Raw genomic sequence first — 14,207 nt, forward strand, 5'->3', positions numbered from 1 at the left:
GCGATGGAACGCTGGGTCAGGCGCTCGGCCTCGGGGCCCCGTCGCGGCCGCCGGGAGGCAGCGGCGGGGCGGAAGCGACATCACGGTCCCACCTTCTGGGAAGTCGCCCCCGGACTGGCCTTGCTGTGCGCGGTGACCGTCGCGCCGGTGCTTGTGGTGGCCTGGCTGTCGGCGCGGTTCGGGACGACCGGGCTGGCGCTCGGTCTGGCCGGGCTGGCGGCGCTCGCGGTGCCGTTGGCATGGTGGGGCGGTGCCGCCTCCCGCCGGCAGGGCGGGGTGTGGTCCGAGGACGAGTTACTGGCCCTGGAGGACGGCCGGTTGTGCGCCGCGGTGCGTACGATCCTGCGGCGTGACGGCTGGCGGGTGGCGCAGGCACCCTCCGGGCGGGGGCCCCTTCTGCTGGGCCTGCACCCCGGGTCGGGGATCCGGATCGCCGTGGAGTTCCGGCTGCCGGGCGAGCGGGCCGCGGCGGCCGGCACGCCGCTTCCGCTGCCCGGGGGCGCCGATGGTGCCGGGGGCGGCGCGAGCGGCGAGATCCGTGTCGTCGTATCCCGTGGGGAGTTCTCCCGTACCGACTTCCGCTGGGCGGCCCGCCACGACGACGTACGCCTGGTGGGCCGGCACCAGCTCGCCGCCTGGTCGGGCGGCGAGTCCCTGCAGGACCTCCTCGGCCTGTCCGGCGACCGGCCGGGCCCGCCGGTCAGTCCTTGACGACGTTGCCGTCCTTGTCGACGACGACCTTGCTCCAGTAGGTGTCCCACGTGTCGCCGACATGCTGCGGAACCTTGTTCTCCGGGTACCGCACATAGCCCTTCGACGGCTCCTCGCCGTCGGCCACGCAGGCGGATCCGGTGGTGCTGCCGACCGCCTTGACCGGATACTCACCCGAGCCGCAGATACGGTCCTGGGTCGAGCAGCCGGTGGCCAGGAAGGCGGCGGCCAGTCCCGCCACGGTGAGGGCGGGAAGGGAACGCCGGGCGGCCCGGCTTCCGGAAACGGCGCTGCGCGTGATCCCACATCGGCTGTTCTGCGGCATGTTCTGCAACCTCTCTCGCTGGTGAGGCCAGTCTGTCCGCGCGGGCGGCACCATCCATCGGCGCGCGTACTCAGAACGGCACTGAGTACGCACCCGTCGCGGCAGCACCGCGAGCGGTGGTCACCCACCGGCTCCGGCGCGGCCTGCCGGACGGCGTCAGGAGAGTCTGAGGTCGACGAAGGGCACGCTGTCGCCGGGCAGCACATACCGGTCGACCTCGACGAACCCATGTCCGTGCGCGAACCGCAGCCCCTCCGGGTTCGACGCCAGGACGACCGTCTCGATCACCTCTGCACCCAGCGCCCGCGCCCGTTCCAGCCCCCGGAGATAGAGCTCCTCGCCGAACCCGCGCCCCCGGTGGGCGGGCAGCACCCGGGCGATCACCGTGGCCGTCCTCGCGTCGTCCGTGGGCGGACGGACCGTCGTACAGCCCACCACGACGCCGTCGAGGTAGGCCACGTCCAGGTGGTTGCGGCCGGCGCGCTCGCGCACCTCGTCGAGGGAGAGGACCGCCGTGGGGATGATCCGGTTGTGGACGTACTGCCAGTCCTTGAACAGGGCTTCGCCGTCGGCCTGTTCGATACGAAGGTGCGACATCGCACCAGGAAACCCGTGGGTGGTCCCGGGCGTCAACCGCGTTCACGGGGCGGACCGGCCGGAGCGGGCGCGGCCTGGGCCGCCGCCTCTGCCGCAGCCGCGTCCGCGCCGAGTTCGACGGCGAACTGGGCACCGGCGAGCAGGGAGAGGTTGGACAGCCACAGCCACACCAGGAAGACCACGACCCCGGCCAGCGACCCGTACAGCCGGCTGTAGCTGCCGATCCCGCCGGCGTAGGCGGTGAAGGCGACCGACGCGGTGAGCCAGAGCAGCGCGGCCAGGATCCCGCCGGGCAGACTGTGACGCAGCGTGCGTGCCACGGGTGGCCCGGACCGGAACAGTACGAGGACGAGCAGCGCGACCAGGCAGACCAGGGTCGGCCACTTGAGCAGCCCCCAGGCGGCCTCCCCCGCTTCGCCGAGATGCAGCAGCCGGCCCAGGGCTCCCGCCACGGGACCGCTGATGATGAGGACCACGGCGCTGGTGACCAGCAGGGCCAGCAGCACCAGGGCGGTCAGGACGATCCGGGGTGCCTTGCGCCAGGCGGGCCGCTGGTCCTCGACCCCGTGCAGGGCGTGCAGCGCGCGACGGAAGACCGCCAGGTAACTGGAGGCGGACCACAGGGCGCTGACCCCGCCGGCCGCGGCCATGGTCACCGCGGCGGAACGGTCGCCGGCCAGGTCGCCCAGTGCCCCGCGCAGTGCGGCACCGGAGGGGGCGGGCGCCCAGGTGGTGACATGGGCGATGAGGGCGTCGGTGGTCGAGGTGCTGACGAGGCTGACGAGCGACACCGTCATGAGCAGTGCGGGCAGCAGGGCCAGGACCGCGTAGTACGTCAGGGCCGCGGCCCAGTCGGACAGGTCGTCGCGCCACATCGCCACCGGGGTCCGGCGCAGAGCGGCCCGCCGGCGCGACCAGCGCGGCGCGGCCGGACGGCCCGGAGCGGATGTGGAACCTCGGCCCGGTGCCCGGCCGGGCGGACCGCACGGGGCCGCGCCCGGGTGGACGGCGACGGCCTGTGCCACGCCGCTGTCCTGCTGTTCGGTCGTGCGCCCTGCCACGGCGTCGCGTCTCCTGTTCCGGCGTCCGGTCGCCCGCACACACCCATGCCTACGGCACCTTCTGGGCGTCTGCCCCGGATTCCGGGGGGAATCCCTGCCGGGACGGGATCCGCCCCGGCAGGAAACGCTACGGCACCGACGGCGCCATACGCGACGAGCGGTTCGACGATCGCCGGGACGACGATCGCGGCGCGGTCACCGCCGGCGATTCGCGGGAGACCCCCGCGCCGCGCCCCGGCGAAACCCCTTCGTCCAACCCCTTGCCGAAGTCCTGTGAGGCAATAACGTCCCACCGCACGCACGGAGTTGGTGAGCCGCCGACAGGACAAGGACGTCGCCATGCGGGTTGGGACAACAAGGAGTGCGCGACGCCCGAGCGGGGCGGCCGGCGCCGGCGGCAGAGGCCTCGGCCGCCCCGGCCTGCCGAGGCCGGCCTCGGGGACGGGAACCCGGCGCCGGGCCCGTCCGGGCCCGGCGTTCCCACGGGCGGTCTCACTGGTGGTCGCGCTCATGGCGGGGCTGGTGGCACCACTGACGCTCGCCCGCCCGGCGGTGGCCGCCACCACCTCCCCGGCCGGCGCCACCACCTCAGCCACCGCCATGCGCGCGGCCGGCGCGGACCCGGTGCGACTGAGCGTCCACGACGAGGAGACCGGCGATCCGGCCCCGGCCGCCGTGGAGACCCCGGCCGCGGACCCGGCCGCCGGAACCTACTACGGGCCGCAGGACATCACCCTGTCGAGCGCGACCGAGGACGCCACCCTCTACTGGACGACCGACGGGAGCACCCCGTCCGTCACGAACGGCAAGAGGTACACCGGCCCCGTCCGTCTGGGCGCCTCGGCGACCCTCAAGGCGGTCGCCGTCACCTACTAGGACATCTCCGACCCGGGCAGCTGATCCGCGCTCCAGCCGGTGGGCAACAACACCACCTTCTACCTCTGATCTTGGCCAGTGCTCCGCCCTTCAGGGCGGGGGTGAAGGCCATCCTTGGCCCGGAGGCGCGAAGCGCCGGAGTGCTCTGCGCCTCCGTGGTGACGGTCAGACGGGGCGCTGCTGGTTTTCGATGTACTGCTTGACGACGGTCAGGGGTGCGCCGCCGCATGATCCGGCGAAGCAGGAGCCGGACCAGAAGTGTCCGCCCCACAGGTACCGGCGGACGTGGCTGTCGTACTCTCCCCCAGCCTTCGGCTGGGAGGTGCCCCCAGGCGGAGCCTGCGGGAGCTGACGCCCTTGAGGGAGTTGACCAGCTTGGAGAGCTGGACCTTGGGCGGGTAGTGCACGAGCAGGTGGACGTGGTCCTGTTCGCCGTTGAACTGTTTCAGCTCGGCCTCGAAGTCGGCGCAGACCTCCCGCATGATCTCTTCTGTGCGGGTCAGCATGGCGTCGGTGAGCGCCCTCCGCCGGTACTTTGTGACAAAAACCAAGTGAACGTGCAGGTTGTAGACAACATGGCGACCGGTTCTGACATCGGGATCAGGGTTCCAGCGGGGTGGCATAAACCAATGGCAGACTCTCGATGGTGAGTCACAACACCCTGGTCAAGCGGCAGTTCGGGCACCGTGCCCGGCTTGCGCTGTCGCCTGCCGAGGTGTTGAAGACGGACGACCAGGCGCACGCCGCCCGCACGATGTGGAACCTGCTGCACGCGTGGTGGCAGATGATGCCGAAGGAGAAGCGGACACTCGCGAACGCGGACGCCGCGATCCGTCAAGCCCGCCAGGACATCGACTTCCTGGCCGTCCTGCCCGCCCAGGCCGCGCAAGCGGTACTCAAGACGTACTTCCAGGCATGGAAGAACTGCTGGGACGGGCGCGCCGACGCCCCGGACTTCAAGGGCCGGTTCCGCACGGTGATGTCCGTGGACATCCCACAGGGCCGCGACCTGAACATCACCCGCGTGCACCGACGCTGGGGCATGGCCAACATTCCCAAGGTGGGCCGGGTCCGCTTCCGCTGGACCAAAGACCTTCCGGCCGGCAAGCGTGCAGGCGCGCAGAACCGGATCACCGGGGCACGACTGATCAAGGACGCACTCGGCTGGCACATCGCCTTCCGTGTCCAGACCCTTCAGGTCAAGCCCGATCCCCACCAGGGGCCGGACATCGGCATCGACGTGGGCGTCACCGTGCCCATCGCCCTCTCGGACGGCGAAACGTACGAGCACGGCGAATGGCTGACCGGCAAGGACAAGGCCAGGCTCCTGCACCTGGAGCAACGCGCCGCGCAGCGTAAGCAGCACCGCAAGCCCGGCGAGCGCACCAGCCGCCGACTGCACCACACCTACGACCAGATCGCAGGACTGCGCGCGAAAGCCAAGCGCCGGGCCCTGGACTGGCAGCACAAGACCACCACCGACATCGCCCGCACCTACGGCACCGTCGTGGTCGAAGCACTCAGCATCACGAACATGGTCAAGTCCGCCAGGGGAACGGTTGGGAAGCCGGGGAAGAACGTCGCCCAGAAGTCCGGGCTGAACCGCTCCATCAGCGGGGAGGCATGGGGCCGCACCGTCAACATGCTGACGTACAAGACCACCCAGCTCGGCGGCACCCTGCACAAGGTCCCCGCCCCCGGCACCTCCAGACGCTGCTCAGCGTGCGGCTTCACCACGCCCGACAGCCGGGAATCCCAGGCCGTGTTCGTGTGCAAGAACCCCGACTGCGGCTGGTCGGGCAACGCCGACCACAAGGCGGCCCGGAACGTCCTGCACCTGTACCGGATGGGCCTCGCGCTCATCCCGGCTGCCGGGAGGGCAGTCGCCAGGCGCGCCAAGCGCGTCAAACCCGCTGCCGCAAGGTAAGCAGGAATCTCCCGGCTTCAACCGGGAGAGCACTTCAAAGCCAGCCCACCAACATCCTGCCCATCCAGGGCGAGGACGGCACCGAGAGCTACGTCTACATGGGCGACCGCTGGAACTCCAAGGCCCTGGCCGCCTCCAGCTATGTCTGGCTGCCCCTGACCATCAACAGCTCCGACGTTGCCGCCGGCGCCCCAAGCGTGAAGATGGGTTACGAACCGTCCTGGTCACTGGACGCCGTCACCGGGAGCCTCGACCTGTCGACCGACCGCCTGGTCTCCCGGGGCCGGCCCGTCACCGCCACCCGGTCCAGTGCCGCCTACCCGCCGGGCGCGGCCAACGACGGCAACGCCTTCAACCTCAACATCAGCGGCGACAGCACCAACTACTACCTGCCGCCCGGCGTTCCCTACACCTGGACCGTCGACCTGGAGCGGGCCTACGACCTCAGCCGGGTCGACATCGCCTTCCGCACCTACAACGGATCCGAGGCCTACAGCGGCTACACCGTCGAGGCGAGCGACGACGGGCAGAGCTGGACCTCACTGGTCGCCGCCACCGCCAACAGAACCGTCGGCTTCACCAGTGACGCCCTCACCGGGAACCACCGCTACGTCCGGCTGAGTGTGTCCAAGGTCGTCAACGACCACAACGGCAACGCCGCCGCCTGGGCGGCGGGCCTCGTGGAGGTGCAGGTCTACGCCCACCGCGACCCCCAGAGCATCGACTTCGGCGCCCTGCCGGACACGACCTACGGCGCCGCCGACCTCCCGCTGCACGCCACCGCGTCGTCCGGCCTGCCGGTGCGCTTCGCAGCCGCCGGGGCGTGCGGCGTCCAGGACGGCACCCTCCACCTGCTGGGGGCCGGCCGATGCACCGTCACCGCCTCCCAGCCCGGCGACGCCGACTTCGACCCCGCCGGCGAGGTCTCCCATACCTTCGACATTGTCTACGGTATACACATTCTGACCGACCTCGGCCGCCCCGTACCCCGGCACGGCGGCACCCTGAGGCTGGCCCTGCAACTGACCAATGCCTCAGGGCACAACGTGTCGTCCCGTTCGGTCCCGGTGCGCGCCCTCGGCATCGACCTGCCGGCGACCGCGACGGCCGGGGACGGTGCCCGGCAACGCGGCCAGGACCAAGGGCAGGACCACAGCCGGGGTCATGACGCCGGCCAGGCCTTCGTCCTCACCGGCCGCACCTACCACCACGCCGTCCCGGCCCGCGGACTCAGCCCCGGCACGCACGTCCTGTCCTTCGTCGCCGGCGACGATCCGACCACCCGCACCGTGACCTTCACCGTCCGTTCGCACTGAGCCGCGCGACGCGCCGCGGTCAGTCACCGCGGCGCGAGCGGCGCCAGTGGAAGGGGCCCGGCAGGTCCACCGAATCCGTGTGCTGACCACGGGTGTTGACAGTGTGGTGGGCGCCCTTGGTGCCGGTGGTGAGGGAGAGCGACTTCTTGTTGATGTTCAGCCGGACGCCGGGGAAAATACGGAAGGACTTGCGAAACCCCAGAGGCATGTCGAGCTCCTTGGATGAGACGTTGGTGTCGTTCGCCATCCGTGTGCCCTGCTGACGCGTCCTCAAAAAAACTTGTCCCCCTGGGGTCCACGGTCCGGGTCGGTCGGTCCCGGTCGGTCCCGCTCGGTCCCGCTCGGTCCCGGGTCAGTCGAAGGCCGGCCCGAGGGTGAGCCGGACCTTGATCCGCTTGCCGACGGGCTCACGCCGGACGTCGAAGCCGTCGCACAGGGCCAGAACGATCTCCAGACCGTGCTGGCCGATCCGGCCGGGTTCGGCGGCACGGGCCACGGGGAGCACCGAGTCGGTGTCCCAGACCGTGATCTCCAGGGTGCCGTTCTGGATCACCAGGTCCATCAGGCATGGTCCGGGCGCGAACTTGCAGGCGTTGGTGACCAGTTCGCTGACGATCAGCTGGGCCGCGCCGATCTCCTTGGCCGAGACCGGAATCCCGTGCAGGGCCTGGGCCCGGGTGAGGAAGTCGGTGGCGAAGTGACGTGCCGCGGCGATGGTCTCCGGCTCGCCGTCGTACGCGGCGCTCGCACGTAGGAGGCGAAGCGGTCCCGCGGGCTCGTTCCCGTCCTCCACCACACGCTGCCCCACCGTTTCGTCCCGTACCAACGGGTCACTTCCTTTCGGTACCGTCGCCCTCGTATTCCCGCGATCGGTGGGGTCACACCTGTCCGCACCCGGATTCCTCAGGCGATCCCGGCCTGGCCGTACGGGACCAGCCGGACCGGGCCGATGAGGCCGTAGGACTGGCGGGTCAGGCCGCCGTAGACGGTGGGGTCGCTGATCCGCAGGCGGTTGGCCAGGGGGGTGGCCACCTCGACGGTGACGGTGTTGTCGCCCTTCCGCAGCCAGGGGCCGACATCCACCACGGGGCTGATCTGGTCGACCGGGTCGAGGCGGTGGCCGTTGACGGTGACCCGGCAGGTGTCGGTGACGGTGCCCAGTCGCAGCAGGGCGCCGTGGCCGCCGGTCCAGGCTTCGCCGAGGGTGACGGTGGTGCGGTAGGTGCCGATGCCGGAGACGTCCGCGAGTTCGGGGATCTGCGCCCAGGGCAGCAGGGCGTCCAGCGTCAGTTCATGGGTGACGACGGTGGTGGCGGTGGCGGTCGCGCCGGGCCGCATGTCCTGCACGCTCAGCCGCCAGGCGGTGAGTTCGAACGGCTGCGGCACGTCCTTGATCGTGGTGTGTACGGTGCGGCCCTGGGACAGGACGGTCTCGTAGGTGCCGTCGGCGGCGGCCCGCACGGTCAGGCCCGCGCCGGTGCCGGCGCCGGTGAAGCGGACCTGGTCGGCCTGGCTGCTGACCGCGTGCGGACGGTTGCCGTCCCGGTCGCCGAACAGGCCCGGCCGGCCGATGGCGACGACCGCGGACTGGGCGGGCTGGAGGGTGACCCGGAAGGTGACGGTCTCGCCGTCGTCGGTGTAGCGGCCCAGCCGTTCGACGCGCCCGGTCCACGGGTCCAGCAGATACGGCACACCGTGCGCGCCGGTGCGGCGCACGGTGACCTCGTGGTCGATGGCGGCCACGGCGGGCTTGACGGTCTCGGCGTGCTTGCCGTTGCACAGGTAGTAGTAGTCGGTGCCGTCCTCGACCCGGTGGACGTTGAGCAGGGTGGACGCGGTGGCGTACGAGACGTCGGGCCGCACCCCGAGGTCGGCCAGGACGGTCGGCACGGCGGTCTTGTCGGTGACCTGACGGACCCGGGGCTCGGCCAGCAACTCGGTGACGAGGGTGTGGAGTTCCGCGCTGTCACCGTCGTCCGGCACGCCCGGCGGAACCACGGTGTCCCAGGCCCCGAGCAGGACGATCGGCAGACCGGCCCGGGTCAGCGCGAGCAGCTTGCGGGCATCGGCCGGGGCGAGGGTGACCGTGGAACCGTAGAAGAAGTCGCCCTCGACGAACAGCGCCTTGTACGCGGGGCCGTCCGGGGCGAGCCGGCCTCCGGAGACGGTCGCGGAGGGCAGGTCGAGCAGCGGACCACTGATGAACTGGTGGGTCCAGCCCAGGGTGATGCCGGTGGCGGTGAACCAGGAGGCGCCGATACCGGTGGCGGTGTATCCGGTCTGCCGGAACACCGCGACGTCGGCCCTGGCCTTCCCCGCCTGCGTCACCTGGTGGACGCGGCCCAGGTAGCCCGAGATGTCGGAGACGTGCTTCCAGGTGGGGTGCCTGGGGCCCCAGGACTCGCCGTAGCCGACGGTGCCCTTGTAGGGGGTGAAGGCCGCGTAGCCGGGCCAGTTGACGCCGGGCGCGGTCGCGTAGGAGAAGCCGTGCACGACGGTCTGGTTGACCCCGGCCGCGTAGGCGCCGCCCATGGTGCGCAGGAACTTCTGCCAGGTGGTGCTGTAGGCGCTGCCGGCGTAGGCCCCGGCCTCGCAGGACAGGACGGTCTGCCCGGCCATGTCGCGGCCGCCGGCCAGGCAGCGGTAGTCGTCGAGGTTCTTGAAGCCCAGCGACTCGCCCTCGGGGATGTCCAGGAGGGCGGCGGAGGCGATGGCGTCGGTCTGGAGCCCGTAGGGCTGGGAACGCAGCAGCAGGCCGAGGGGGTGGGCCCAGTCGCGCAGCCCGGTGACGTGGTGGGTGTTGAACAGGCCGGAGACGGTCTCCCAGAAGTCGTGCCGGATCTGGCGGGTGACGGCCGGTTCGAAGGCGAACACCTGGTTGCTCTTGCTGAGGATCACCGCGGGGAGCAGCGGCAGCAGGGAGCGTCCGGTGTGCCGGGCGAAGGCCTCGGGGAGCCGGGACGTCCACTGCAGCCCGTTGGTCTCCAGCTCGATGGAGTCCTCGAACAGCGCGCCGCCGCTGGCCTTGAGCAGCCGGCGCACCACCGGGGTGAGGATGTTGGCCTCCCAGAAGTCGGTGACCGCGCGGGTGCCGGCCGCGCTGAAGTGGTCGACGACATAGGCGGTCGGGGAGGTGTGCGGGCCGGCCTCGGGGGTCTGGCCGGATCCGCGCTGCCAGTACGCGATGAGCACCCAGGTCCCGTCGTCGGGCGCGGTCCAGGTGATGGTGGCGGCGGCGGTGGCGGCGGCGGTGGCGGTCCCGGTCCCGGCGTCGGTGCCGGTCCCGGTGGGAGCGGTGGCGGTCGCGGTGAGGTCCACGACCGACTCCAGGTCCAGGCCGGTCTCCTTGCGGGTGGAGTACGCGGTGTTGACCCGGGCGGCCTGCACCAGCAGCAGCTTCTGCGTGGTCACCTCGGAGCCGGCGGCGTAGACGGCGGCCGGGACCGGCCCGCTGTAGGTGGCGCCGGCGGCGACGGTGACCGAGCCGTGGGCGAGTTCCTTGGCCGCCGCCTCGCTGTCGGGGGTGATGCCGGGGACGGCCGCCGGCCAGCTGGGGCCGACCGTCAGATCGATGGACAGACCGCGCCGGGCGGCCTGTCGCAGGGCCGCCTCGACCCCGGTGACCCAGGGCGCGCTCCCCCAGCCGTGGTGCGAGGTGTCCAGTACGGAGGTGTCGGTGACGCTGTGGTGGACGGCCGCGATCTCGGCGCCGCCGAAGCCGGCGTCGGCGATCTGGTCGATCTCCCGCCGGATCTCGTCCGGTTCGACCAGCCCGTCCGGCCACCACCAGCGGAACTTCGGCTGTACCGGCCGTCCCGGCGCGGCGGACCAGCACGTGGCCGTGGAGGTGTCACCGTGCCGGGCGGCCTCCGCGGCGAGTGCCGGGGAGGGCACCCCCCAGCCGAGGGCGCCGCCCGCCCCTGCGGCCACGGCCGCGCCGATGAACGTCCGCCGGGGAAGGGCGGCGCGGAAAGGGGTGCCGGACTCGCTCATGGTTCTCTCTCACTCCCGGAGGGCAGCACGAAGCAGACCACTCGGGCCCTTGAATCGTTTAAATCGCTCAGAAACTAAGTCCGCCGCTCGCAAGCCGTCAAGACTCCTGCGCGAGTCGGCTGTTCAGCGACCCGTCGGTCAACCGGCCACGCCCGGTGGCCGGTTCGCCCCCGATCGCCGGACGAAGGCCGTGCGACACGGTGAACCAGTGCGGCCACCGCACTAGAGTGCCCTGGTTACTCGCCCGTAGGGATCACCTCAGAGACCGGCAGGGACCGCATGACACCTCAGCGCAGCCACGACCTCGTCCTGTTCGGAGCCACCGGGTTCACCGGCGCGCTCACCGCCGAGTACCTGGCCCGCCACGCCCCGGCGGGCTGCCGGTGGGCGCTGGCGGGACGCAGCCGTACGAAGCTGGAGGCGGTACGGGCGCGGCTGGCTGCCGTCGACTCTTCACTGGCCGACCTGCCCCTGCTGACGGCCGACGCGTCCGACCCCGGCTCGCTGACGAAGGTGGCCGAGGCCGCGCGAGTGATGGTCAGCACGGTCGGACCCTATGTGCTGCACGGCGAGGCCCTGGTCGCCGCCTGCGCGGAGGCGGGTACGGACTACCTGGACCTCACCGGCGAGCCGGAGTTCGTCGATCTGATGTATCTGCGGCACCACGAGCGGGCCGTCGCCACCGGGGCCAGGATCGTGCACGCCTGCGGCTTCGACTCGGTGCCGCACGACCTGGGCGTGCTGTTCACGGTCGGCCGGCTCCCGCCGGGCGAACACGTTTCGGTCGAGGGCTTCGTCCGGGCGGGCGGCACCTTCTCCGGCGGTACGTTCGCCTCCGCGCTCACCGCCTTCTCGCGGCCGGGGCCGATGATCCGCGCCGCGCGGCAACGGCGCGCCGTCGAACCGCGCCCCGCCGGCCGGCGGATCCGTACGGTGACCGGGCTGCCGCGCTGGTCACGTGCCGCACGGGCCTGGGTGCTGCCCCTGCCTACCATCGACCCGCAGGTCGTGGCCCGTTCGGCCGCCGCCCTGCCCTCCTACGGGCGCGACTTCGGCTACGCCCACTACGCCGCCGTGAAGCATCTGCCGGTCGCGGTCGCGGGAGTCCTCGGCTTCGGCCTGCTGGCGACCGCCGCCCAGGTGGGGCCGCTGCGCAGAGCGCTGTCCGCCCTGCGCAGGCCCGGCCGGGGACCGGACGCCGAGCGCAGGGCGAAGAGCTGGTTCACCGTGCGGTTCGTCGGACGCAGCGACGGCACCGAGGTGGTCACGGAGGTCTCCGGCGGCGACCCCGGCTACACCGAGACCGCCGCCATGCTCGCCGAGGCGGCCCTGTGCCTGGCCTTCGACCCGCTGCCGCCGACCGCGGGGCAGGTCACCACCGCGGCGGCCCTGGGTACCGCCCTGATCGACCGGCTGACCGCCTCGGGGCTGCGCTTCGCCGTGCTCCCCGCCAGGCCCACCACCGCACCCGGGCCGGACGGCCGGGACCGGGGTCCCGTACGGCCGTGACCGGTCAGCGGCGCGCGTGGGTGTCCGCGGCCGGTTCCGGCGCGGCGGTGACGAGTTCGGGCTCCAGGCCCTCGGCGGGGGTGGTACGGGCGCGGCCGATGTCACCGCGCCAGGCCTCGAAGGCCATGGAGGTGGCGGTGACCACCACCAGGCCCAGCAGCCAGCCACCGACCACGTCGCTCACCCAGTGCACCCCCAGCGCGACCCGGGTGTAGCCGACGCCGACAACCGGGACCACGGCCAGCACCCACGGCAACGGGCGCCAGTTACGGGGCACCAGGGGCAGCAGCACCAGCAGCAGGATGGCGCACGAGGTGGTGGCCGTCATCGCGTGGCCGGAGGGGAAGGAGAAGCCGGGGGCGTGGGCGACCGGGTCGGCCAGGTGCGGACGGGCACGTTCCACGGCGTTCTTGGTCAGCAGGCCGATCAGGCCGCCGGCCACGGAGGTGAACGCGGCCCAGGCCGCCAGCCGCCAGGCCCGGCGCCTGAGCAGCCACAGCACCACGACGGCCACCAGCAGGCGCATCGTCGTGGGTCCCCAGGCCACGTTGGTCAGGAAGTCCAGCACCCGTACCAGCGCCGGATGTTCGAGCGCGGCTTCGTGCAGGCGCCGCGCGGTGCCCTGGTCGACCCTGCGCAGCGGGACCCACTGGGACTCGATCAGCAGCAGGGCCAGCCCGAAGGGCACGGCCGTGACCGCGGTGGCACCGGCGGTGAGCAGCAGCCTGACGCCGAGCCTGCGGTCCGGGCCGGCGGACGGGGCGGACAGGGTGCGGCGGAGGTTTCGCAGTCCCATGGGGGAAGTCCTGTTCTTTCGCGTGCGGTTGGTGCGCCGGCGCGTCGCGTTCACACGCCCGGATCTGCGGTCACCGGCTCCTTGACCCCGGCCCGTACCGCCTCCAGCTGGGCGGCGAACGCCAGGCCCAGGAAGAGAGCCACGGATGTCAGGTAGGACCACAGCACCAGCGACATGAAGGCGCTGAGCGGCCCGTAGACGGTGGTGAAGGACGAGCTGGCGCCGACATAGAGGCTCAGTCCCCAGGTGGCCAGGGTCCACAGCAGCAGGTGGACGGCGGCGCCGAAGGCCAGCCAGGTGTAGCCGGGCTGGACGCGGCGCGGGGAGCGGCGGAAGATGGCGCTGGTGGCGAGCAGGGCCAGCAGGACGCCCACCGGCCAGCGCAGGATGTTCCAGGCGGTCGTGGTGTCGGGGCCGAGGTGGTAGACCTCCGCCAGGGCCTCGGTGAGGTCGGCGCCGGTGACGGTGATGACGAAACTGAGGCCGAGCGGGAGACCGGCCAGCAGCGCCATGACCAGACCGCGGGTGTACTTGTACAGGAACGGCCGGTCGCGTTCCACCCCGTAGATGCGGTTGGCGCCGCGCTCGACCTGGCACAGCCCGGTGGTGACGTTGACGACGGAGAACAGCAGGCCGAACCAGAGCGCGGCCTGACCGCCGTCGCCGGCGTGCCGGCCCTGCTTCAGGGCGTCGTCGACCACGTCCTGACTGGGGCCCGCGGTCAGCCGGCGAATGGTCAGTTCGGCGATCCGGCCGATGTCCTCGGTGTGAAGTGTGGTGGACAGACCGATGACGGCGATGGCGAGCGGGACGATCGTGAGCGTGGTCTGCAGGGCCAGGGCCCTGGAGTGGCTGAAGCCGTCGGCGTAGCGGAACCGGACGAAGGCGTCGCGCAGCAGTTTCCAGCCGCCGTAGCGGCGCAGCGCGGTCCAGGCGTCGTCGGCGGAGAGTTCGTCGCCCTGTATGTCGCGTCTTTGGGGGACGCGGGTCGCGGTTCCCATCGCTCCTTCTGTCTCCTTGTCGGTACTCGGTGCCCGGTGCTCGGTGCTCGGTGCTCGGTACTCGGTGCCCGGCGCTCGGTGCTCGGTGCTCGGTG

At 71.9% G+C, this 14,207-nt stretch carries 13 protein-coding genes and 1 pseudogene; 5 read left to right on the forward strand and 9 right to left on the reverse strand.

Annotated elements, in window-relative coordinates; genetic code table 11:
* Window positions 1–132: 132 nt before the first annotated feature.
* Entirely contained in the window at window positions 133–711 is a 579-nt protein-coding gene (locus RWE79_RS04360; RefSeq protein WP_475938669.1) for a hypothetical protein, read from the forward strand.
* Here RWE79_RS04360 and RWE79_RS04365 read toward each other — a convergent pair.
* The 3 genes from RWE79_RS04365 to RWE79_RS04375 form a co-directional block, all read right to left on the reverse strand.
* Window positions 701–1,036 (reverse strand): SCO0607 family lipoprotein, encoded by a 336-nt coding sequence (locus RWE79_RS04365; RefSeq protein ID WP_475938670.1) that lies wholly within the window; start codon window positions 1,034–1,036, stop codon window positions 701–703. The two genes, RWE79_RS04360 and RWE79_RS04365, sit on opposite strands and share 11 nt — an antisense overlap.
* 156 nt (window positions 1,037–1,192) lie before the next feature.
* Window positions 1,193–1,633 (reverse strand): N-acetyltransferase family protein, encoded by a 441-nt coding sequence (locus tag RWE79_RS04370; protein ID WP_475938671.1) that lies wholly within the window; start codon window positions 1,631–1,633, stop codon window positions 1,193–1,195.
* Between the two features lie 32 nt (window positions 1,634–1,665).
* Complete coding sequence (locus tag RWE79_RS04375; protein ID WP_475938672.1) at window positions 1,666–2,694, reverse strand: YihY/virulence factor BrkB family protein; 1,029 nt, start codon at window positions 2,692–2,694, stop codon at window positions 1,666–1,668.
* Between the two features lie 522 nt (window positions 2,695–3,216).
* Between RWE79_RS04375 and RWE79_RS04380 the strand changes: the two genes are divergently transcribed.
* The gene (locus RWE79_RS04380; RefSeq protein WP_475938673.1) at window positions 3,217–3,570 is read left to right on the forward strand and encodes a chitobiase/beta-hexosaminidase C-terminal domain-containing protein; all 354 of its coding nucleotides are present in this window, start codon (window positions 3,217–3,219) and stop codon (window positions 3,568–3,570) included.
* A 165-nt stretch (window positions 3,571–3,735) separates the two neighbouring features.
* On the opposite strand, the pseudogene tnpA reads toward RWE79_RS04380, so the two are convergent.
* A pseudogene (tnpA, locus tag RWE79_RS04385) lies at window positions 3,736–4,193 on the reverse strand (IS200/IS605 family transposase).
* Window positions 4,194–4,213: 20 nt separating this feature from the next.
* Between tnpA and RWE79_RS04390 the strand changes: the two are divergent.
* Window positions 4,214–5,497 (forward strand): RNA-guided endonuclease InsQ/TnpB family protein, encoded by a 1,284-nt coding sequence (locus RWE79_RS04390; RefSeq protein ID WP_475938674.1) that lies wholly within the window; start codon window positions 4,214–4,216, stop codon window positions 5,495–5,497.
* 98 nt (window positions 5,498–5,595) lie between these two features.
* Window positions 5,596–6,813, forward strand: coding sequence for a discoidin domain-containing protein (locus tag RWE79_RS04395; RefSeq protein WP_475938675.1), 1,218 nt, complete (start codon window positions 5,596–5,598; stop codon window positions 6,811–6,813).
* Between the two features lie 19 nt (window positions 6,814–6,832).
* Here RWE79_RS04395 and RWE79_RS04400 read toward each other — a convergent pair whose 3' ends face one another.
* The 3 genes from RWE79_RS04400 to RWE79_RS04410 all read right to left on the reverse strand — a co-directional run bounded on the left by RWE79_RS04400 (window position 6,833) and on the right by RWE79_RS04410 (window position 10,806).
* On the reverse strand, window positions 6,833–7,021 hold the full coding sequence (locus RWE79_RS04400) for a DUF4236 domain-containing protein (RefSeq protein ID WP_475938676.1): 189 nt from the start codon (window positions 7,019–7,021) through the stop codon (window positions 6,833–6,835).
* 144 nt (window positions 7,022–7,165) lie between these two features.
* Window positions 7,166–7,609 carry an ATP-binding protein gene (locus RWE79_RS04405; protein ID WP_475945600.1) on the reverse strand — a complete coding sequence of 148 codons (444 nt, stop codon included), beginning with the start codon at window positions 7,607–7,609 and terminating at the stop codon, window positions 7,166–7,168.
* Window positions 7,610–7,716: 107 nt separating this feature from the next.
* The gene (locus RWE79_RS04410; RefSeq protein WP_475938677.1) at window positions 7,717–10,806 is read right to left on the reverse strand and encodes a glycosyl hydrolase; all 3,090 of its coding nucleotides are present in this window, start codon (window positions 10,804–10,806) and stop codon (window positions 7,717–7,719) included.
* A gap of 279 nt (window positions 10,807–11,085) precedes the next feature.
* Between RWE79_RS04410 and RWE79_RS04415 the strand changes: the two genes are divergently transcribed.
* Window positions 11,086–12,315 carry a saccharopine dehydrogenase family protein gene (locus RWE79_RS04415; protein WP_475938678.1) on the forward strand — a complete coding sequence of 410 codons (1,230 nt, stop codon included), beginning with the start codon at window positions 11,086–11,088 and terminating at the stop codon, window positions 12,313–12,315.
* Between the two features lie 4 nt (window positions 12,316–12,319).
* On the opposite strand, the gene RWE79_RS04420 is transcribed toward RWE79_RS04415, so the two are convergent.
* Window positions 12,320–13,111, reverse strand: coding sequence for a phosphatase PAP2 family protein (locus RWE79_RS04420; RefSeq protein ID WP_475938679.1), 792 nt, complete (start codon window positions 13,109–13,111; stop codon window positions 12,320–12,322).
* A 50-nt stretch (window positions 13,112–13,161) separates the two neighbouring features.
* On the reverse strand, window positions 13,162–14,112 hold the full coding sequence (locus tag RWE79_RS04425) for a YihY/virulence factor BrkB family protein (RefSeq protein ID WP_475938680.1): 951 nt from the start codon (window positions 14,110–14,112) through the stop codon (window positions 13,162–13,164).
* Between the last annotated feature and the right edge of the window lie 95 nt (window positions 14,113–14,207).

The sequence above is a fragment of the Streptomyces sp. RLA131 genome (genome assembly GCF_056270125.1).